General features: G+C 48.4%; 23 protein-coding genes and 4 pseudogenes. 12 read left to right on the top strand and 15 right to left on the bottom strand.

Annotated features, from left to right (window positions below; all coding sequences use genetic code 11):
• The first annotated feature begins 506 nt into the window (after positions 1–506).
• Both JVX88_RS19280 and JVX88_RS40805 read left to right on the top strand, forming a co-directional pair.
• Positions 507–1,064, top strand: a complete 558-nt coding sequence (locus JVX88_RS19280; protein WP_211619792.1) for a dihydrofolate reductase family protein — start codon at positions 507–509, stop codon at positions 1,062–1,064.
• Complete coding sequence (locus tag JVX88_RS40805) at positions 1,061–1,783, top strand: GNAT family N-acetyltransferase (protein ID WP_211619793.1); 723 nt, start codon at positions 1,061–1,063, stop codon at positions 1,781–1,783. Before JVX88_RS19280 ends, JVX88_RS40805 begins: the two co-directional genes overlap by 4 nt.
• Here the strand turns inward: JVX88_RS40805 and JVX88_RS19290 are convergent.
• The 7 genes and pseudogenes from JVX88_RS19290 to JVX88_RS44225 all read right to left on the bottom strand — a co-directional run.
• Positions 1,741–2,127, bottom strand: coding sequence for a Uma2 family endonuclease (locus JVX88_RS19290; RefSeq protein WP_211619794.1), 387 nt, complete (start codon positions 2,125–2,127; stop codon positions 1,741–1,743). The genes JVX88_RS40805 and JVX88_RS19290 overlap by 43 nt on opposite strands.
• A gap of 283 nt (positions 2,128–2,410) precedes the next feature.
• Positions 2,411–2,971 carry an SAM-dependent methyltransferase gene (locus tag JVX88_RS19295; protein WP_263975175.1) on the bottom strand — a complete coding sequence of 187 codons (561 nt, stop codon included), beginning with the start codon at positions 2,969–2,971 and terminating at the stop codon, positions 2,411–2,413.
• A 99-nt stretch (positions 2,972–3,070) separates the two neighbouring features.
• Positions 3,071–3,613, bottom strand: coding sequence for an APC family permease (locus JVX88_RS19300; protein ID WP_211619795.1), 543 nt, complete (start codon positions 3,611–3,613; stop codon positions 3,071–3,073).
• A gap of 488 nt (positions 3,614–4,101) precedes the next feature.
• Positions 4,102–4,434 (bottom strand): PQQ-dependent sugar dehydrogenase, encoded by a 333-nt coding sequence (locus tag JVX88_RS43150; protein ID WP_263975176.1) that lies wholly within the window; start codon positions 4,432–4,434, stop codon positions 4,102–4,104.
• A 124-nt stretch (positions 4,435–4,558) separates the two neighbouring features.
• Positions 4,559–4,888, bottom strand: a pseudogene (locus JVX88_RS19310) (Uma2 family endonuclease); the annotation flags it as partial.
• Between the two features lie 104 nt (positions 4,889–4,992).
• On the bottom strand, positions 4,993–6,678 hold the full coding sequence (locus tag JVX88_RS19315; RefSeq protein ID WP_410503791.1) for a TonB-dependent receptor: 1,686 nt from the start codon (positions 6,676–6,678) through the stop codon (positions 4,993–4,995).
• Positions 6,679–6,816, bottom strand: a pseudogene (locus JVX88_RS44225) (hypothetical protein); the annotation flags it as partial.
• 62 nt (positions 6,817–6,878) lie between these two features.
• On the opposite strand from JVX88_RS44225, the pseudogene JVX88_RS19320 reads away from it, so the two are divergent.
• From JVX88_RS19320 to JVX88_RS19345, 6 genes and pseudogenes are all read left to right on the top strand, one after another.
• Positions 6,879–7,100 (top strand): annotated as a pseudogene (locus JVX88_RS19320) (photosystem II q(b) protein); the annotation flags it as partial.
• A gap of 107 nt (positions 7,101–7,207) precedes the next feature.
• On the top strand, positions 7,208–7,684 hold the full coding sequence (gene apcD / locus JVX88_RS19325; RefSeq protein WP_211619797.1) for an allophycocyanin subunit alpha-B: 477 nt from the start codon (positions 7,208–7,210) through the stop codon (positions 7,682–7,684).
• A 94-nt stretch (positions 7,685–7,778) separates the two neighbouring features.
• The gene (locus JVX88_RS19330) at positions 7,779–8,264 is read left to right on the top strand and encodes an allophycocyanin (protein WP_036011375.1); all 486 of its coding nucleotides are present in this window, start codon (positions 7,779–7,781) and stop codon (positions 8,262–8,264) included.
• A 28-nt stretch (positions 8,265–8,292) separates the two neighbouring features.
• Positions 8,293–8,772: an allophycocyanin subunit alpha-B gene (gene apcD / locus JVX88_RS19335; protein WP_211619798.1), complete on the top strand. Its 480-nt coding sequence runs from the start codon at positions 8,293–8,295 to the stop codon at positions 8,770–8,772.
• Positions 8,773–8,851: 79 nt separating this feature from the next.
• The gene (locus JVX88_RS19340) at positions 8,852–9,229 is read left to right on the top strand and encodes a hypothetical protein (protein WP_211619799.1); all 378 of its coding nucleotides are present in this window, start codon (positions 8,852–8,854) and stop codon (positions 9,227–9,229) included.
• Positions 9,230–9,884: 655 nt separating this feature from the next.
• A complete protein-coding gene (locus JVX88_RS19345; protein ID WP_211619800.1) occupies positions 9,885–12,023 on the top strand; it encodes a hypothetical protein in 2,139 nt (712 codons plus the stop codon).
• On the opposite strand, the gene kaiB is transcribed toward JVX88_RS19345, so the two are convergent.
• A complete protein-coding gene (gene kaiB, locus JVX88_RS19350; protein ID WP_211619801.1) occupies positions 11,996–12,301 on the bottom strand; it encodes a circadian clock protein KaiB in 306 nt (101 codons plus the stop codon). The genes JVX88_RS19345 and kaiB overlap by 28 nt on opposite strands.
• Before the next feature lie 171 nt (positions 12,302–12,472).
• Entirely contained in the window at positions 12,473–13,372 is a 900-nt protein-coding gene (locus tag JVX88_RS19355; protein ID WP_211619802.1) for a circadian clock protein KaiA, read from the bottom strand.
• Positions 13,373–13,535: 163 nt separating this feature from the next.
• On the opposite strand from JVX88_RS19355, the gene JVX88_RS19360 reads away from it, so the two are divergent.
• Positions 13,536–13,889 carry a hypothetical protein gene (locus JVX88_RS19360; RefSeq protein ID WP_211619803.1) on the top strand — a complete coding sequence of 118 codons (354 nt, stop codon included), beginning with the start codon at positions 13,536–13,538 and terminating at the stop codon, positions 13,887–13,889.
• Positions 13,886–14,644: a CBS domain-containing protein gene (locus JVX88_RS19365; protein ID WP_211619804.1), complete on the top strand. Its 759-nt coding sequence runs from the start codon at positions 13,886–13,888 to the stop codon at positions 14,642–14,644. Before JVX88_RS19360 ends, JVX88_RS19365 begins: the two co-directional genes overlap by 4 nt.
• On the opposite strand, the gene JVX88_RS19370 is transcribed toward JVX88_RS19365, so the two are convergent.
• Complete coding sequence (locus JVX88_RS19370) at positions 14,553–15,785, bottom strand: S41 family peptidase (RefSeq protein WP_211619805.1); 1,233 nt, start codon at positions 15,783–15,785, stop codon at positions 14,553–14,555. The genes JVX88_RS19365 and JVX88_RS19370 overlap by 92 nt on opposite strands.
• A gap of 145 nt (positions 15,786–15,930) precedes the next feature.
• Between JVX88_RS19370 and JVX88_RS19375 the strand changes: the two genes are divergently transcribed.
• Both JVX88_RS19375 and JVX88_RS19380 read left to right on the top strand, forming a co-directional pair.
• Complete coding sequence (locus JVX88_RS19375; protein ID WP_211619806.1) at positions 15,931–16,677, top strand: dolichyl-phosphate beta-glucosyltransferase; 747 nt, start codon at positions 15,931–15,933, stop codon at positions 16,675–16,677.
• 75 nt (positions 16,678–16,752) lie between these two features.
• Entirely contained in the window at positions 16,753–17,181 is a 429-nt protein-coding gene (locus JVX88_RS19380) for a pyridoxine 5'-phosphate synthase (protein WP_211619807.1), read from the top strand.
• Between the two features lie 4 nt (positions 17,182–17,185).
• On the opposite strand, the pseudogene JVX88_RS44230 reads toward JVX88_RS19380, so the two are convergent.
• From JVX88_RS44230 to JVX88_RS44235, 5 genes and pseudogenes are all read right to left on the bottom strand, one after another.
• A pseudogene (locus tag JVX88_RS44230) lies at positions 17,186–17,392 on the bottom strand (YCF48-related protein); the annotation flags it as partial.
• An 88-nt stretch (positions 17,393–17,480) separates the two neighbouring features.
• A complete protein-coding gene (locus tag JVX88_RS19390; protein WP_035998570.1) occupies positions 17,481–17,816 on the bottom strand; it encodes a rubredoxin in 336 nt (111 codons plus the stop codon).
• A 198-nt stretch (positions 17,817–18,014) separates the two neighbouring features.
• Positions 18,015–18,503 carry a signal peptidase II gene (gene lspA / locus JVX88_RS19395; RefSeq protein ID WP_035998567.1) on the bottom strand — a complete coding sequence of 163 codons (489 nt, stop codon included), beginning with the start codon at positions 18,501–18,503 and terminating at the stop codon, positions 18,015–18,017.
• 92 nt (positions 18,504–18,595) lie between these two features.
• On the bottom strand, positions 18,596–19,210 hold the full coding sequence (locus JVX88_RS19400; protein WP_263975177.1) for a biotin transporter BioY: 615 nt from the start codon (positions 19,208–19,210) through the stop codon (positions 18,596–18,598).
• Positions 19,211–19,294: 84 nt separating this feature from the next.
• Positions 19,295–19,381, bottom strand: coding sequence for a hypothetical protein (locus tag JVX88_RS44235; RefSeq protein ID WP_410503792.1), 87 nt, complete (start codon positions 19,379–19,381; stop codon positions 19,295–19,297).
• Positions 19,382–19,411 lie beyond the last annotated feature (30 nt).

Genomic DNA, 19,411 nt, shown 5'->3' on the forward strand with positions numbered 1-19,411 from the left:
TAGACCGGCACAAGGTAAAAATCGCTCACCACCCACCTCAACAAACCTTACCCGCAAACGGTCCTAGCGTCTTCAACGCCGTTGCGATATCCCCTTCTTCTATCAGCAAACTGTCCTAGGAATAAGCCGATGAAATGAATACGCATTCCCGCGTTAGCGAGTATTCGCGAAACTTCCGCGCTAAGTCCTACGACAGACAGCTCGCGCAAAATATCAAACGTCATCATTCGGTATCCACTGTCGACCTTTGGTCCAAAAGGTCCGGTCGCGTATTCACGAGCCAGACCTCATCCAGGATCAACGTCACCTCATGCGAGTCCATAAAGATCATAAACGGAGCTGACATTTACAGAATTAAAGCGTTATCGCCAAGAAATGAAAACAACTACTCCCGAACATTCCCACCAAGGCGAATGTCTCAGGAGCGTCATCTGCCTTCCCCAATCTCAACAGTTCTTTTGCATTTTCATTTTCGCCTTTTTAGACTCTACAAAAAGTTTTGAAGTATGCGAAATGTCATCCTTTCAGCAGCCATCTCATTTGATGGATTCATCGAGGGCCCGAACGGCGAGATCGACTGGATAATCTTCGGCGAAAACGAAGGGGCCGCAGACCTAATGGATTTTGTTGATGAGATCGACACCGTTCTTTATGGCCGCGTCAGTTATGAGATGTGGGGCAATCCGCTCATCACAGATGAAAGCTCCAAGTTTGAAAAGAGCTTCAATGGCACGATATCGAAGATGGACCGCTACGTCTTTTCTCGAACGAAAACTGAGTTCGACGGCAACGTACAAGTCGTCAGCGACAACATTGCCGAACTTGTTTCCGATCTCAAGAGCCGTCCCGGAAAGAACATATGGCTATACGGAGGGGCAAGCTTGGTAACCACATTTATGAACCTTGATCTTGTCGATGAATTCTGGCTTGGAGTCATGCCGGTCATTCTCGGCAAAGGCAAGCCCCTCTTCACGGATGTCGAACAGCGTCATCGATTGCGGTTGAAAGAATCAAAGACGAGCCCAAGCGGCGTGGTCTCGGTCAGGTACGAAACCGTAAGATGAGCGTTATCAAAATAAGAGAAGCGACGCTCGATGACCTTCCCACTCTTCTGGAATTCGAGCAAGGAGTGATCGAGGCCGAGCGCCCTATGGACGCCGGACTCAAAGAAGGGCAGATCAGCTACTATGACATCGAGCGGCTGATAAACTCGCCGGATATCCGTCTCGCAGTCGCTGAGATCGATAGAAAGCTCGTTGGCTGCGGATATGCCAGGATCGACGCAGCTAAACCGTACTTAAAATACGACCGCCAGTCTTATCTCGGCTTCATGTACGTTTTGCCCGACTTCCGAGGCAATGGCATCAATCAACTGATCCTGGACGATCTCTACAAATGGACCCTCTCACGCGGCGTCATCGAAGTCCGTCTCGAGGTCTATCCCACGAACCCCGCCGCGGTCCGAGCCTACGAAAAGGCCGGATTCACGCCTTACATTCTTCAGATGCATGCAGACATCGGAGTCCGAACAGCCGAAGCCAATGAACTAGATAGATTGGCAAAGATCTGGTATGACGGCTGGCAGGATGCTCACGCCGAGCTCCTGCCACAGGAGCTAAAAGACGACCGCACGCTCGACAGTTTCCGTGAAAGATTGCCGAACTTACTCACGGACACCCGCGTGATCGGTCCGCCCGGAAGGCCATACGGATTTTGCACGCTAAAAGGTGATGAACTCTATCAGCTTTTTAGATCGACAATTTTACCCGCTACTTGCGGCTGATTTTGAATGTAGTAGGCATTATCTGGCTCCGGACTACGATCCAGGTCTTCCCGCTCTAGAGTAGTTGACCGCATGGATTTGATCTTCAGCCCTAGTTCAGTGACTAAAATGCGAATGAACAATCCAATTAACTCAGCCGCAAACTCATGGATCTCCAATGGCATCGTAATCTCTAGCACTCCCCGATCATAGGTCAAATGCGCATTGCGGCTCTCTTTTACCGCCTGCTGAATCGCCTTATAGTCCTGCCAACTTAGGTTGTGAAATACGACCCGCTTCTCTCCCACCGGCAGCGGAACAGGCTGAGATACGAGAGGCCCAATGGGCTGAATAGGGTTGAGCATGGGTTGCTTTGGAACCGATCGACTGTTAACTAAGCTCTAGATTTATTCTATCCAGCATTGTGACTTTGCTAATATCTTAGCGGTTGCACAATTGATTCAACGGGCAGATCGGAAGCAATTGAGATTTGGGCATCACCAATCTGATTTTCGATCCAATTCAAACTCAATTCAGTTTGGCTAGTGCTAATCGGCGATGCGATTGGATTGTTGACCTGTTGAATATAACAGGCGATGTAACGGGTTGGGAACTAGTACCAGTTAGAGTAAATCAGCTGGTGGATTTTCAGGAACTACCCAGTAATAAACAGTTCTGCCATTCACCTCTACGACCTGATCTGGTTCCCTGTTGCAAAAACTCTACCCGATCGGTTACACCGGCCCGCTGAGCATTCTGATTGGCTTCTTGAATGCGTTGCGGATCGATCTCGACGCTAATTCCCCTGGCTCCTCGTTCTTGAGCGGCTGCAATCACGATCCGTCCATCTCCACTGCCCAAGTCATACACCACATCATCCGACTGGACATTGGCTAAGTTCAGCATTTCATCAACAACTGGCATCGGTGTCGGCACGTAGACCACATCCGGTCTGCGGCTGGGGGGTTGAATTGTAGCGTCGGGTGAGGTCTGGGTCTGCTCGGTTGTACTAGCTTGGGGGCTGACGGTCTGAGGCTGTTCCAAGCTGCGCTGCTGAGTGCAGGCAATGCCTGTGAAGCTAAGAGCGCCAATTCCTGCCAGAAGAATTCGCTGAATCGAACGAGACGATACTTGCTTGGTCGATGAAAATGTGACATTGGTGTTTCTCCTTTTGCTTTTTGAATGAATCTGAATGCGATTTTTGCGCAATTTGATGTACTGAGGTAAATACTGATTGTAATGTCTCTACATAATCTGAACCTAATCAGCAGTGACTTATGAGTTAAGTAACGATTCAGTCAATCCAGTTTATGCTGATTGCCGAATCAAAGGTATACCGAGTAGAACTACAACGACACCTACAATGGCTCCAATGCCAGTATAAACAAGGCTAGAGTAGAGTAGATATCCACAGATAATGCAGAATAATAGGGGAATAAGTGGGTAAAGCGGCACTCGGAAAGGCCGTGGATGGAATGGCTCGCGAAATCGCAGCACAATTAGGGCAAGGGTGCTGAATAAAAAGAAAAACCAGAAGATCGGGGCTGTATAATCCACCATTGTTTCAAACCCCTGACGGGTGTAAGTTCCTAACCCCACTAAGGCGAGGGCAATCCCTGCTTGTACTAAATAAGCAGCTGTTGGCGAACTAGGTTTGGGTCGCCAGGTTCCCAAGAAACGAAATAGTGAGACATCTTGTCCTAAGGCAAAGCTGCTTCGAGCACCAGTTATAATCGTGGCGTTGATAGAACCAACTGTGGCTACCACGACCAGTAAGCTAATAAACGTGGCTCCTGCTTCTCCCCCAACCTGTCGGAGCAGATCGGCTGCAACTGCGGACGAGCCGGCCATTCCTCCAACCCCTAGCCCGCGCAAATTATTGATTTGATTTTATTTATTTAATTTTGTTTGAGTTGCTACTCTACTTTTATGATCTAAAACAAATGTGATCAAAGTGTGACTATTTTTATTGCTTGCGTTAGTCATGAGGATCGCTTTTAATCTTTTGTTTATCAACTCTTTTGATTAGATTGATTTAAATAACTATAGTGTTTGTTACAACAATATCTCTGTCCTATCTGTCGTGGCGACGGCTATAGATAAGCAAACCTTTAATATCAAAGGTAGAGCAGGCATTTGGCTTGCTGGTGGCAGGTCCGCGCTATGAGTTTACTGAACTATTAATCTGGCTATTGATTGACTGCTGATAAATTCTCCTGCACTTGAAAGGTCAACTGAATTTGACAATAGTCAGCCTACTCAAATCGGCAAGGCGACTAGACCGATTTAAGCAGAGCAATGGTTGATGAATGCTCTACTGTTATTCCTTAAAACACACTTTAGCGAGTAATTCGCAAAATTTTATCTAGTTCTGCTGGGCAACTGCCGCGACCATCGCAATTGCTGGTTGTCACGTACAGCTCGCCGTCGGGTCCCATAATTGCTTCCCGCAGTCGTCCGTGCTGCCCCTGCAAATACACCTCATGCTGTTGCACCTGGCTCGACTGGGGATCGATCACGACCCGCTGCAACTGTTCGGCCCGCAATGCCGCATGGTAAGCATAATCTAGGCTATCCTTGCTGCTTGAAGATGCTTGGACTGGGAAACAAGCCAGGGAAACACAAAGGCCGAATTGAGCGGAAATGCAATTTATCAATAATGCAATTCGCAATATTTTTGCGAATTATTCTCAATTAGCCTTAGCGCGATTATACCCAATCAATGGCAATTGTGTCTTGCGTGAAACGGATTTTTTCTGATTTCAAACGGATCGGTGCTTGTGCTTTGGCTCCCAGCTATCCGATCTGACTTTTGACCCACACTCTCACGGCACGCCGCAATGCCAATCTACCCTGACTGCGATGGGTCTCAATCAGGCGAGGCAACTCACGAATTGCCAATGCAGGAAACACTTGGCTTCGTTCAACCTCAACGTAGTGCGTTTGCTGCAGCCGATATATTCTCAGCGCTCCGCTGTCGTAGCACCAGATTTCGGGCACGCCCAGCCGAGCATAAATCGGGAAGCGCTCCAGCGATTTGCGGGTAATGTCGATTTCGAGCGCTAGATCGGGAGGTGGATCACGGTCTAGGTCAATGTTGAGCTTGCCGCGAATGCGAGCTTCATTCTGAACGTAAAAACAATTGTACCAATGCTATAGAGGATTTGTCTGTGATAGCAACCTGGGGCTTCTGGGAAACCGTCGTCAACAGCTACTGAAGAATTTGTTTATTAAAATCGTGCTCGCACCTGAACACCAAAGGTTCTAGGCGCACCATAGATGACTGCTGTTCCAGTTGCTAGATTGAAGGCTTGAGTGATGTACTCATTGTTCAACAAATTATTTACAAAGAAATAGATACCATAATCGTTAAATTCATAACCCAGACGGGCATTCATTAATGTAAATGTATCTTGCTCAATCGTGTTGAGTTCGTCAAAAAAAGTGTTGCCAAATCCTATTACTTCTATTCGTCCCAAGATGCCAATATCACTTCGGTATTGAGCCGCTAGGTTGTAGGTCAAACTTGGCGTAAAGGGGGTGTGGTTGCCCTTGAGGGGAATGCCCGTGAAGGCATCGGTGCCACTGCGAAACTCAGCATTCACTAGACCCAATCCGGCAATCAACTCTAGTCCTGTCACCGGACGCCCAATCAGCTCTAGCTCACCGCCAATAATCCGAATATCCGCGTTGCCAATTACCACATTACCAGCCTGAATACTGGGAAACTGAAAGTTAGACACATCGTTGTAAAATCCTGCTAGATTCACAATCAAGCGGTTGTCCCACCAGGAGGATTTTAATCCCAGCTCATAGTTCCATGAAGTTTCGGCATCAAACACAGCAGTGTCGGCACTAATGGGGTCAAAACTGGCTCCGGGCGGACGATAGCCCCGCGTAATGCTGGCATAGGCCATTAGGTTGGGGGTAACGCGATAGTCAATAGCAAACCGAGGCAACCATTCTGAACCGTTCGCTTCTATATCATCGAGTTGTAACAGCGGTATCACCTGCGTTCCATCACGGGAGATAAAGATGCGCTCAAAGTCAGTCGTGGTTTGCGTATTTTCGTAGCGCAATCCGGCGGTGAGGGTGAGATCCTCGGTTACACCATAGCTAACTTGTCCAAAGGCAGCCAGGGTGCGGCTGCGAGTGTCACCATTACCACGATTTTCTCCGGGCGGTAGGGGCGAATCAGCAGGAGTATCCAGTCCGGTGATAAAGGCGCGATTGTTGTCGAAGGTTGACGTTTCAAAATAGCCACCCAAAATCCACTGAAGTCGTTCCCTCTGCTCTGGTGACTGCACCCGCAGTTCCTGGGTGAACACTCGCGATGAAAAATCGGGCGTATTGATTTCCAAATCGGCGGCAGTGGCATCTTGATCAAAGGCCGCTTCCTGACTAGAAAAGCGATGGGCAGTGATGGAGGTAACTCGAATGTTGGGGGTGCTATAGGCAACTCGCAGTGATTGGGCATTCGTTACCAGATCATTGAAGCCATCAAAGTCGAGTTCGGTTTCAAACGGGTCTTCAGACCCTGGTAACACAAAGGGTTCTGCCCCTTCCCGGTAATCGGCAACGGAGGCATTCAGCAAAATCTCCCACTCGTCGGAAGGTGTCCAGAGAATCTGAGCGCGTCCGGTTCCTCCCGATCCCCCATCGACATTGGTATCCAGGAGCGTGTTGCGGACAAAGCCATCCTGTCTGTTGTAGCTGCCAGACAGCCGATAGAATAGCTGATCTTCGACAATGGGACCACTGATGTTAGCTTGAGCATCAAACCGATTATAGTTGCCGTAGCTGAGCGCTGCACCACCCTCAAACTCATTCGTGGGGCGACGAGTAATCACATTGATCACTCCGCCTAATGAGCTGCGTCCATACAGCGTATTTTGCGGACCGCGTAACACTTCCACTCGCTCTAAATCGATCAAATCTTGATCAATAAATCCAGCAAAATCGTAAGGCACATCATCGACAAAGAAGCCTACTGCATCTCGGCTAAAGGCGTTGAAATTGGTAACACCGCGCAAGCTGTAGAAAGGGGCTGTGCGGTTCGCACCACTGGGGAAAAAGGTGAAATTGGGTGTGTTATTGGCGACGCCCTCTAGAGATGATTAGCACTATGGCGTTTAATCTGAACGGCTTCAACTTCAACCATTCCGTACTGGATTCTCAAGGGCGAGTCGTGAATACCTGGGCTGATGTGCTCAACCGAGCCAATTTAGGGTTTGAAGTGATGCATGAGCGCAATGCCCACAACTTCCCTTTAGATCTAGCTGGCGGAGAAGCGGTTCCTGTCGCCATGAATATGGCTGCACCAGTGCTCCCGAGCTGAACTAAACGGCAGCGCTTCCCCATCACTTGCCTGAGGATGGTGGTGGGGATTTTCTCTACCATTCGCCAACCTGCTTTAACAAAAGAATTTGCTGCAAGGAGAAACCCATGAGTGTTGTAACCGAACTGATTTTGAATGCAGACAGTGAATCGCGCTATCCTGCTCCCAAAGAAATGCGTATCTTCCAGGATTTCTTGCGCTCTGGGGAGCAACGCATCCGGATTGCGGCCACGTTAGCTGAAAACGAACAGCGAATTGTCCAAAATGCTAGCGCTAAATTCTGGGAACGCTGTCCAGTCACGCCGAGCAACAGCGGTAATCCTCGTAAAACCGCATCTTGTCAGCGCGATCAGGGGTGGTATGTTCGGCTGGTGGCCTACTCGGTGCTGGCGGGCAGTGAGAAACCCCTAGCTGAGATCGGCACGGTTGGTATCAAAGAAATGTACAACTCGCTGGAAATTCCGCTGAAGAATTTGGTAGAAGCGATGCGGTGCGTGAAAGATGAGGCGATTTCACTCATGAGTGAAGAAGATGCGGTTGAAGTTGCGCCGTATTTTGACTATATCATTCGAGCCTTGTCGTAACAGTAGGTGACATTTGAGTTTCTCAAAGTCTCCCAGAGTGGGGGATTTAGGAGGCGAAACAACTTGAACTTAGAACAGAAGGAGATACATAACTATGCAAGATGCCATTACAGCGCTGATCAACTCTTCGGATGTGCAGGGCCGCTATTTAGACAATAATGGGTTGGACAAGCTGCGGTCCTATTTCCAGAGCGGTGAAATGCGGGCGCGGGCTGCCATTACCATCAGTGCTAATGCCTCTTCGCTTGTGACCCAGGCGGTCGCTAAATCGCTGATGTATACAGACATCACAGCTCCGGGCGGCAATATGTATACTTGTCGTCGCTATGCTGCCTGCATTCGCGATCTTGACTATTTTCTCCGCTACGCAACCTATGCCATGCTAGCTGGCGATCCGTCTATTTTGGATGAGCGGATTCTGAACGGACTGCGGGAAACCTACAACTCGCTGGGTGTACCGATTGGAGCCACAATCCGGTCTGTGCAGGCGATGAAGGAAGCGACTACCGATTTGGTAGGAGCCGAAGCTGGCAAGGAAATGGGTGTCTATTTTGACTACATTTGCGCTGGATTGAGCTAACCCCTTTGCAGTTTAACGATTTGGATTGATGAGCATTATTACCAACGTGATTGCCACTGCCGACCGGGAGGCGCGTTACTTAAACGTAGAAGAATTGAATGCCGTGCAAAACTTCTACGCAGCAGGGCGCGACCGATTGCGACTGGCTGCTACGTTAGCCGCAAATGAACAGCGGATTGTCGAGCAGGCCACACAGCGATTTTGGCAGCGCTGCCCGGTAACGCCCAGCAATAGCGGCAACCCTACCTTTCAGTCCTCCTGCATGCGCGACCAGTCCTGGTATGTGCGGCTAGTTACCTATGCGATTGTGCTAGGCGACATTGAGCCAATTGAGACCAGCGGTGTGCGCGGTGCGAAGGAGATGTATGCCTCGCTGGGGGTGCCTTTGCCCAATCTAGTGGAGTGTATGCGGTGCCTGAAAGAAGCGGCTCTAGAGCTGTTGGCTTTAGACGATGCTGTTGAAGTTGCACCCTACTTTGATTACCTGATTCAAGGTCTCAAGCCTTAACAGCGCTTTGGGGACGGAGTGATGTCACCGGCCAAGACCTGTAGCCTCCGCGCCCCATTTCTTCCCCCAAGGAGGAAGTATGACTAAAACGATTATGAACCTGACCTTGCCAGCCATTCTGGAAGAAATTGATCATGTGTTAGAAGAAGAGCCATACCGAGACTATCAACCCCTGTTGAGATCGATGGAGATGCGGCAGGAATTAATTGCCTATACTCTCAGCCGTGTTCATAGTCGGTATCGGGTGATTGAAGGCCATGAACGGTTAACGGCTGCTGTTCGTTCTCTTTCCCTGACTTCTGAAGAACGATTGAATATCGAAAAAGTGGTGCGTCAGGGGGTTTACGATCTGCTAAAAGCTGTTCATCTTCAGAATTCTGCATCTAATTCATCATCAAGTTCCCAGATCATTTCCCAAACTGAGCTGGCTGACTGTCTTACCTCGGTTGGCAAATAATCATCAATACCGATCAGCGGAACAGCAATTGACGCAGCACTGCATCGGGTAAATGGCTTGCAGCGGGAAAATGCCTTTACTACCTGCTCGCTGTTGAATTCGGTTAAATCACTGAACGGTTAGCGAATAACTTGATCCACCTATACTAAAAATAGAATTGCAATGAGTGTTTATGCCAGTAGCGGCAGCCCAGTGGCTCGTCCGCAGCAATATATCCTTATGTATCTCAATATCATGCTTTAATGCGATATTTTGATGCACTATATGTCTACTGTGATCAACATAGCTTAGATCATCATTCTCCACTTAATTTAGCGAGAGTGGTGGAAGCATATAGTTGCAAGGATGACTTTAGCTATAACAGCAATTTGAAGTCAATCAAAACCTAGATTGTGAGTGGATTACCTATTTTTTTCATATTCGGTTGGTGTCCTAGCAATCCTATATCAGTCGTGAAAATGGAAGTCAGAAACCAGAATGCAGCTTAACGACCAACCGTCAACGGGTTGCAAAAGCCGCTCCTGACTCCTGTATTCTGGCTCCTTCATGATTTTCACCACTCCTTTAGGACTGCTATATCAAGGGGCATGTAATTTTACTTCTAGGTTAATCACCCCACAATCTTGTAAACCTATCGTAATTTACAGGAGTAATTATGAGTATTGCTGATACTCTCAATCCGTTTATCCTTACAGATGAAAGTGGGCAAGCATCTCAAACAATTATTTATTCGGCTCTGGACGAAATAGTCTTAACTGGAGTGAGTGGACTACAGCAGGAGGCTTGTTATATTCCGCCAGAAAAAGACTTAATCGTGTATGGTATTCGAGTTACACTTGCAACGAATCTAACTAATCCTAAAAGGAATATTAGTATTTTCTGCGATGAGCTAGTATTGCTAGAAAGTGGTATTACAATTGATGTTTCTGCAACTCGTAGTCTGCAGTATGACAAGCCTTTACAACCTGAGAAGCCACTTCAGAGTAATATTGTGAGTACTGATCCTGGCAGTTCAGGGAGAGTTTCATCCGGAGATGAAATCGCTGCAGCATTGAAGCAAGGACAATTCCAAGGATTTTTCAGTAGCGATCCAGGGCAAGATTGGGCTGCAAAAGGTGCCACTGGAGGCAGCATCACAATCGCTTGCCAAAATTTAGTGGTGCCATCAGGTGGACAGTTCAAGCTTTATGCAAACGGTGCACCAGGAAATGCCGGCGTGAATGGCCAAAGCAGAAATTGGGTCAATGGTGCATATGGGGGTAATGCCGGTTGTGGAGGAGCAGGTGGAGACGGTGGCAGTGTTTACCTTGCCTGTTCCAAAGCTCATGACGACAAAGGCAATCTAATTAACCTGTGGGATTGCACAGACATTCAATCGAATGGTGGCGATCCTGGATCAGTGGGTAATCCCGGAGATGCATTTGAAACAGCACACGGAGTCCATCACTATGGGTCAGCGGCCCCACCTGCTGATCAGGGGGCAGCAGGCTCTGAAATTTGCTACACCGTTCCAAATTTTACGTATAACGTCAAGCAGGAACCGGTTGTAATTCCTGACTTCTCCTACGCCGCAGTCAACTGTGATCTACGATACTGGGAGCTACTCTATCACCGCCTGAAACTCAGCTATATTCAAAATCAACCTTCCACGTTTGATGAAGATAACTACCCACCAGGATGGACTGATATAGGTCGCTTGCTTAATTGGATATATCCCTTGATGTTTGTCTACGGCTATCAGGGTAAGTTGCAAACGGATGCTGATATTTCCACTGATCCAGAATTATCAATGAAGAAGTCGGTCGCAACTGCTGTCACAGCAATGTATCGATGGTATGCGGCTGGAGAAACGATGTGGGGCTTTGAGGTTAACCATGTATCTAACTTGCCTTACAAGACGCAGGTAGACCTATTAAGCGCTGGTTACGATACCCAAAAAGATGTGAGAGACATGTACATCTCTCTCAAGAACGAGTACGAAAAAGCCGTTCAAGACCAAAAACAGCTGCAGAAGATGCGAGATGCCGCAGATCAAGCAGTGCAGATGCATAAAGTAGCCTATGAAGCCCTGAGAGATATGCTGTGTGGACCACCAGGCAACAAATCAGGACAATCCTGGCAAGAACAACTCCTTAAGAGTATGGCAGACTGCCAGGAGGCTTGTAAGAAGTTACAAACCGCGATGGCAGACTTCCAAACTGCCGGAAATAGCCTGTGGAATTTTAAGTTACCTGATGATATTTCTAAAATCCTGAGTAGTTTACAGTCTATGGCTTTTGTGATTTCAGATCCTCCTGCGATGGCAGTAATGGGTGGTATGGCCGCTGGTGGCTTGGCCCTGGATGCTGCTACCACTATCAAAACCAATGATGGAGCTGATGTATCCAAAGGAATGCTAAAGAAGATTGATCAGTTTTCTGGAACTCTAAGTCAGCTTGCGGACATGTCAGTCACAATTGGCAGTGATGCGGATCGACAGCAAAGTGAACTTGTGCTAACCGAGTTAGATCAGATTGATCAATTTGTTTCGCAATTTACTGATGCACTAGGAGATAGTGCTAAGAATGCATTGGATGACATTCAAGCATATCGAAATAAAATTAATGATAAGAATGAGTTGTGGATTAGATATAGCAGCCAAGTAGATGCTATGATCAAGGAGTTTCTAGATTATCAGGATGCGATTGCCAAACAGCATGTGCTGGATCAACAGCCTGACGAACTGTCGAAAAATATGATTGATACAGTGTTTCAGTACACCAGCATCTACCTGACCTCTTGTAGTTCGTCGTAAAGCAGATCTAAACCAATTAATACCCGCTCCCGATCCGACAAATCGCCAATAATTTTGCGCACAGGCGGCGGCAGGATCTTTGCTAATGTGGGAGTTGCTAGGATTTTATCTTCCTCAGCCAACTGAGGGTTTTTCAGCACATCGATCACTTTGAGGGCATACACCCCTTGAAACTCTTTCTCTAAAATGTTGTTCAGCGTTTTGAGCGCCCTCACCGAATTGGGCGTATTTCCTGCCACATAAAGCTTCAGAATATAGGTCTTTTTTAATGGACTCATGGGATTAGGGCTAGGCTCACAGGTTAGAACTAATGGGCTAGGAGCAGGGTTAAAATCACAGGTGCTTATAGGGTTGATAATAAAGCAGGTAGCACAGTACGGCTTAGATCACCGGTAGTAGCAGCACAGATTCAGTTTGCCATCCTACCCTTAGATCAACTTAGCAGCAATCTAAGATTCGCGCGGAATTGATCGACGGTACATCTCGCACAAATGGGCCAATGTATCAATCAGGGTGAGGCGATAGTCAAGCAATACCTCGTCATTGCGGCCTTCTAGTTTAAGATGTTTGGAAAATTCATCCATTAACTCCATGTGAATTTCCACAATCTGGGAAATCGGCACATCTGCAAAGAAAGCAACGTTGACAAAGTGGTCAATCTTATCATTCAGACGAGGCTCATCTGAAAAATAAGCCAAAATGATGTCCCGGTAGTCTGCCTTAAGTTGCCGCAACAGGTCTTCCTTCTGAGGTGAAGCCATGTGACGTAAAAAATTGCGCGGATTTCGTTTGTAATAGACACCTAAATAATCAAGTCGCTCCTTCAATTTTTCAGCTAATCGAAGCTGTTGTGCCATGAGTTCCCGACTGTTGGAAGATTCTGCAATAGTAGCAGGTACCTGGTTTCCGGGTTTGAGTTGAATGAATTTGCTAATGGCCTGGTCAATGGCCAGTCCGATCTGGTTGAACTGCTGAGCTGACAGGCAGATCAGGGCCGCATGGTAGGAAAATTCCTCTAGATGGTTTGATTGCCCATCGGCTAAATCACCCTGCTCGGAATTGGTTGGCTTCGGATCCGACGCCGGAGATTCTAAAATTACCGTTGGGAAAAACCAAGCCTGCTGTTGCAGCTGATCAAGAAACGCTTGCAGCTCAGGCTCTGCCTCCAGCACCAGACAATCCACATGGCCAGTCTGCTGAATATGAGCCAGCAAATCATCGCTTGAGCGGAATATCGTGCTGTGATAGCGGCCTACTTCGGGCAGCAACAGCTCTTCTAGGTAGGGCAGGAGGAGCTGAGCAAACGGTTCAGACGTGCAGAAGACACAAATTGAGAGGGAAGAACGCAAAGCTTTGAAGAATTGGGGTTACAGCACAGCAACACTTTACAACTTAACGAAATCTGATCAATGGCTAAATTTGATTAAAACCATTGACTAACAGGGCTCAACGTAGGTAGGAGAGTCAATATGCAAAGTCAATACCAATAAAAATACTTAACATTTATTGTAGTTGAAAAACGCCTGCTCACTCGACTATACCGTCATAATTGAGGTGGGTTCAGATTCTCGATATTCATTGCTGCTAGAAACTCGCTTGTTCACCGACTACCCAATAGAAATAGCTGGAAATTTGCTGATTGGGTGGCTGGCAGCCACCTCTGGCTCTGAATTTGTTAGTCCGGAAGCAGTTCGGGAATTTAGCTGTCGATTCAATTGCTTCACGTCTTACCCCACGCCCTATCCTTTGCTCTCTAGTCTGCCGTTCAGCTCTGTAGCTCAGCGCATGCCCCATCCTGATCAGCTTTGCTTCAGCTTTGCTCCTGTAACCGCTTCCTTTATTGCGTTCTGGCTCGGTGACGGATGAATATCTCTCCTCTCAGAGAATTCATTGTATCAGCTCCGGTCTGCGGTGAGACTGACTCCCTGGCCGCAATTTGGCAATTATTTCAGCAGGCGGGAACCGATCAGATAGTGGTCGTTGATGAACAGCAGGTGCCCTTAGGCTTGCTGAGGTTGAATCGATTTATCACCGTATTTGCTATCGGCAACGCGCTGCCGTCGATCCAGAGCCAGCTTCAGAATAGCCTGATCATGTATCAGCATTTGATTGATGCGGTGATTGTGCTCCGAACCGATGCCAATTCCATCCAAGTGCAGACTCATCTAGTCGATATTGTTCAACGCTCTATTGTTTTGGTTGATGACAACGGGCGCTATGTGGGCGTGCTAGATCGCTTACAGCTGCTGCATCAGCTTGCTACAGAAGCCCCAACTGAAGCACTGGCTCCAGAGATGGCAGCCTCAAACGCACCAGTCGAGACCCATCCCATCCCATCCCTTCAGCCTTTGATCAGTGAGGCCATCTGCCCAGACCCGTTGATCGATCTCCTCGAACGTCTGCCTCTGCCCTTAATGCTACAGACCTCAGCCGGACGGGTGATTACTCAAAACCTGGCTTGGCGTCAACGAGTCGGCAGTATTCAGCATCCGCAGAGAATTCGACGTGCTGCCGCCCGCATTCTAGAAGCTACTTTAGCACATCGGGTTCGATTCCGCGGCCGCCGTAAAGAGTTCTGCCATCCACGGTCGTTACAGGTACGCCTACCGGTTTCGGCTTAGGAGCATCAGATGCCCCATTCGAAGCACTCCCATTGTGGCTGGTGTAATATTCGTAGATCGACCCACTTGAATAATCTCGCTGCAACGAGCGACCAAGCGGCGTGTAGTAGCGTGCTGTCGTAAGCGTCAGGCCTGTTTGATAGGGCAGACCAAATACTCTTTGTACAAGCCCTTTCCCGAAACTCTCCGTTCCGACAACCAAGCCACGCCCATAATCCTGCATCGCTCCGGCTACTATCTCAGATGCAGAGGCTGAACGTCCGTCGATCAAAACCACCAGCGGATAGTTCCCATGCTGATTCCCGCGCGTGCTTAACTGAACTGTACGAGCATACCGAGATCGACCTTTGACTGAAACTACCGTCTGCCCGCTGGGGATGAACCTTCCAACAACCTCAACCGCTTGAGGAAGAAGCCCTCCTGGATTTCCGCGAACGTCAAGGATGAGGCTCTTCATTCCCTGTTTTGAAAGATCTGCAAGAGCGCTATCAAGCTCTTCGGCGGTAGTCTCCTGAAATCCGCCTACAAGTCCGATATACCCGACACCATTCGGGAGCATAAAGTGATTACGAATAGACGGCAAAGGAACGCCTCCCCGCACTATCTCAAAATCCAAAGGCTCTGAAGCTCCGACACGCTCGACCCTGACCTTTACAGTAGTACCTCTCTCACCGCGAACATTTCGGGAAACCTCTGCACTCGTCCATTCTAGAGAGCTTTTCCCATCAACTTGCAGAAACTTGTCCCCGTATCTCAGGCCGGCCTTATCTGCCGGGGTTCCCGGAAGGATAGATTGGATATAAACTCCGTCGCGATGCTGAAGTATCGACACACCTATTCCGTAAAACTGTGATGCCTGCTCCTCAGTCAGTTTTCGAAATTCTTCTCGCGTAAAGAATTGCGAGTGGGGATCAAGCGACCAGAGCATGCTCTGTATCGAGGTGTCCGTTATCTGCTCATGGTCGATCGCGGTCGGATAATTCTTGTCGATCACGTCAAGAGCCTCTCGGTAATCCGCTACAACTCGGGCGGGTGTCATTGTGTTGTCTGCCGACGTTGACGGCAATTTACCGAAAGTTCCACCGATCACGGCACCTAGTGCCACTACTATCAAAGCGATCAGGCCAAAACGCAAGTTCATCAAAAATACCTCAAAAAAGCATCATCGAAGCGAAATTATAACACAATTTAGTTGGCTGAATCGTGTAACGGGTTGCAGCCAATACTTAGTCTGGCAACTCCAATTTACTTTTCAAACACAACCAAATACCATAATCGTTTTGTCAATGGAACCGGAACTTTCGATCGTAATTCCAGCATTTAATGAGCAGGATCGCCTGGGAGCGACCATCCGTCAGATACTTGAATACGTATCTGCCAACAATATCCGGTCAGAGCTTATTATCGTCGATGATGGTTCTACTGACGACACATCAGCCGCCGCTGAAGAAGTTGCAGGTGAATTTCCCGCTCAGACGGTCTCGGTCATCAGATATCAACGCAATCGTGGCAAGGGTTACGCAGTCAGGACAGGCCTTGGGGCTGCTCAAGCAGATATCGCATTGTTCAGCGACGCAGACCTCTCGACACCGATCGGAGAACTGAATAAATTGATCGACCCGGTCAGATCGGGAGAATACGACCTTACATTTGGCTCGAGAGCTTTGGACCGCTCGCTCATAGGTACACATCAGCCGTGGCGGCGTGAACAGGGCGGAAAGGTATTCAATTTTGTGGTTCGTCTGATGACCGGCATGCCATTCTGGGATACACAATGCGGTTTCAAGGCGTTCTCGATGCCAAAATTTCGGCCGCTGCTTGATGTAATGAAGATCGATCGGTTCGGTTTTGATGTCGAATTTCTTTATGTTGCGCGACTCCACGGCCTGCGGCTTATGGAGATCCCCGTTCGCTGGAACAACGACGATCGCAGCAAGGTAAACGTGCTTCGCGACAGCATTCGAATGTTTGACGAGGTCCGACAGATACGCCGAAACGCCCGAAACGGCAAATACAATGTCGATATTGAGTAGAATCTAGCGAAGCAGATCCGCCATTGCTCAAGTGCGATCCGTGACATTCCTTTTGTTCCTAACTAAACTGCCTTTATGACCGCCAAACTCAACGTAAACATCGACCATGTTGCGACCATACGCGAAGCACGAAAGACCATCGAACCGTCGATCGTAACCGCCGCTGTCATTTGCGAACAGGCAGGTGCCGACGGAATTACCGTCCACCTTCGTGGCGACCGGCGACACATTCAGGACCGCGATATCGAGCTTCTGCGCGATGTTGTAACAACATATCTGAACGTCGAGATGGCCGCAACTGACGAAATGATCGCCATCGCGACGCGCACCCGGCCCGACGCCGTCTCTTTGGTTCCAGAAAAACCCGGCGAAGTAACGACCGAAGGCGGGCTGGACGTGATAAAGAATTTTGAGACGGTGAAAAATGCGGCCGAAAGTCTATGTAGATCTGTTCATCGCCTAAATCAAGCGCTCGCAGATCCCAGGTCTTTCCTGCATCCTTAGTTTCCAACAGGGTGGCGTTTTTGCCCACTAGCCAACCGTGATTTGAGTCAATGAACGAAACATCGGAAAGGGTTTCTTCGGTGGGTAGGGAAACTGGCTGCCAGGGATTGTAGCTGGTTGAAGGTAGAAACCCTCGGGCACAGCCACTGCACAGCAGCACAGCGACAACAAGCACAATAACGGTTTGAAAGGACTTTAGAAGTGAGCGCATCGGACTTAACTACAGATACCAACTAACAAAACTGCGATCTAAACACCAAACGAGCTTAACCTGACTTGCAGAAGCGCTTTTCAGCCACTTACCTCAGTCCGTAAAGGCTAATGAAGAACAAGAAGGCCAAAGCCAAACCGCCAAAAATAAGAATATTCTTTTGTCCCGGCGTGAGAGTATTGACGCCAAATCCATAGCCCAGATTCTCCTTAAAGCCTGAGGGATTGCCAACCGGACCCACATTGCTGAATGCTGTTTTTCTGGCTCCACACACAGGACAGCGCCAGATTTCAGGCAATTCCTCAAACGGAACCCCAGCGGGAATGTCGTTGCTGTCATCCCCTCTAGCAGGTTCATAGACGTAACCACAAGCCTTGCATTCGTACCGATCGAGAGTTTTGAGATCAACGGCTTCCGTAGTCATTGGTGGTACTCATTCACACAACAAAACTTGGGGGAGAAAACTTGAGATAGAAATATTAAAAATTCTGTTAAAGATTATGACATAGAATGTCGCCAATGATGAGAACCGATTCGGTCCGACTTGGGCAGCTCGATTTCAAGCCAAACCCGTTGCAATTGACTGAGCAGATGCATTGCGCGAAATAGCAAATTACGGCTGTTAAACTGAAGGCCGCTTGCCATTGCCGTTTGTAGTGGGGGGCCGCACGAGAGCCGCCATCAGTAAACAAAGAATGCCGATATTAATCGCCACATCTGCCAGATTAAAAACCGGAAACCGAATCAGGCGAAAATCTAAGAAATCGACCACTTCCCCAAATAGAAACCGATCGATCCCATTCCCCAATGCACCGGCTAAGATGCAGCCATAGCCAATTTGCTCCCACCGGTTCATTCGCGGCCCCAAAACCGCTAGGGCAATTAATCCTAAACTAACCACAAGCGACAGCCAGCGCAGCCATTCTCCTCGCTCGCTAAACAGGCTGAAGGCTGCTCCCTTGTTAGTCACAAAGGTGAGATGGAAAACTCCTTCCCATAGGGGCCAAGTCTCGTTGAGTTCAAACGTGCGGACCACCCAAAACTTTGTGACCTGATCGGCTATCAGTCCTACCAAGGCCGCAACCCAAAAAAGGCGATTTTTCAAACTCATAGTCACAAATTTACCACTGGGCTAGCCGCTGGACTTCTTGATTCTTCGACTATTGGACGGCAATTTGTTGCACAAATTTAGCCGATCCTCCCTCAGTAAAGCATCAAACGCCGCAGAAAGGCTGCTAAAACCGTGACCGCGCAGACCAGGGCTAGCTGACCCGGCAGGGGCGTAACCGAATAGGTCATCAGTGTTTCTGGCACAGAGAGGGCCTCAAATCCTTGCCACTTGGCAGCATGAGCCAGCAGAATGTATCCGATTCCGGTGGCATGAATGGCTGCTAAACCCATCAAACAGCTCAATGCCAGATTCTCCAATCGCCGGGGCAGCCGAAAGGCCAACCAACCGCAAATCCAGGCTCCAGGCACAAATCCAAGCAAATACCCGAAGCTAGGACGATGGACATAATCGAACCCGCCACCTTGAGTAAACACATTAAACCAGGTCAAGCCCAGAATCAGATAGGCAATTTGGGAAATAGCCGCCGCACTGCTGCCTCCGAGACAACCCACGAGTAACACAGCCGCGATCTGACAGGTCACTCCTAGTGAGTGGGCCTGAACTCCGTGCTGGGTCCAACTCCAGGGAAAACTCACTATAAATGCTTCTAGTAATGTGCCACCGATGGTCAGAATTAGACCAATTAGTGCCCACATTAATTGGGTAGGAGCAGCCACTGTCGCTTTGAGGGATTGAAGAAAAAACAAGGGTTAAGCGGAGATAGGAAATGACGTTAGGCGCTAAACCCCAAGATTATACTCCTTTACTTTGAGATAAACCTTAAAGGGCCTCTAAACGTGGCTAATATAGTCCAAAAGCTCAGGTGTTGCTTTGAACCACTCTCCAGCTAGTCTGATGGCTTTGAACTTCTGATGCAAAGATTGTTCGAGGCTGTAAGCTTCCCTAGC

Source organism: Leptolyngbya sp. 7M (assembly GCF_018128485.1).

Bases quoted from the DNA above. Each gene is read 5' to 3' on its own strand.
- JVX88_RS19280 (WP_211619792.1), top strand. From the start codon at position 507: ATGCGAAATGTCATCCTTTCAGCAGCCATCTCATTTGATGGATTCATC.
- JVX88_RS40805 (WP_211619793.1), top strand. From the start codon at position 1,061: ATGAGCGTTATCAAAATAAGAGAAGCGACGCTCGATGACCTTCCCACT.
- JVX88_RS19290 (WP_211619794.1), bottom strand. From the start codon at position 2,127: ATGCTCAACCCTATTCAGCCCATTGGGCCTCTCGTATCTCAGCCTGTT.
- JVX88_RS19300 (WP_211619795.1), bottom strand. From the start codon at position 3,613: ATGGCCGGCTCGTCCGCAGTTGCAGCCGATCTGCTCCGACAGGTTGGG.
- apcD (WP_211619797.1), top strand. From the start codon at position 7,208: ATGAGTGTTGTAACCGAACTGATTTTGAATGCAGACAGTGAATCGCGC.
- JVX88_RS19330 (WP_036011375.1), top strand. From the start codon at position 7,779: ATGCAAGATGCCATTACAGCGCTGATCAACTCTTCGGATGTGCAGGGC.
- apcD (WP_211619798.1), top strand. From the start codon at position 8,293: ATGAGCATTATTACCAACGTGATTGCCACTGCCGACCGGGAGGCGCGT.
- JVX88_RS19340 (WP_211619799.1), top strand. From the start codon at position 8,852: ATGACTAAAACGATTATGAACCTGACCTTGCCAGCCATTCTGGAAGAA.
- JVX88_RS19345 (WP_211619800.1), top strand. From the start codon at position 9,885: ATGAGTATTGCTGATACTCTCAATCCGTTTATCCTTACAGATGAAAGT.
- kaiB (WP_211619801.1), bottom strand. From the start codon at position 12,301: ATGAGTCCATTAAAAAAGACCTATATTCTGAAGCTTTATGTGGCAGGA.
- JVX88_RS19365 (WP_211619804.1), top strand. From the start codon at position 13,886: ATGAATATCTCTCCTCTCAGAGAATTCATTGTATCAGCTCCGGTCTGC.
- JVX88_RS19370 (WP_211619805.1), bottom strand. From the start codon at position 15,785: ATGAACTTGCGTTTTGGCCTGATCGCTTTGATAGTAGTGGCACTAGGT.
- JVX88_RS19375 (WP_211619806.1), top strand. From the start codon at position 15,931: ATGGAACCGGAACTTTCGATCGTAATTCCAGCATTTAATGAGCAGGAT.
- JVX88_RS19380 (WP_211619807.1), top strand. From the start codon at position 16,753: ATGACCGCCAAACTCAACGTAAACATCGACCATGTTGCGACCATACGC.
- JVX88_RS19390 (WP_035998570.1), bottom strand. From the start codon at position 17,816: ATGACTACGGAAGCCGTTGATCTCAAAACTCTCGATCGGTACGAATGC.
- lspA (WP_035998567.1), bottom strand. From the start codon at position 18,503: ATGAGTTTGAAAAATCGCCTTTTTTGGGTTGCGGCCTTGGTAGGACTG.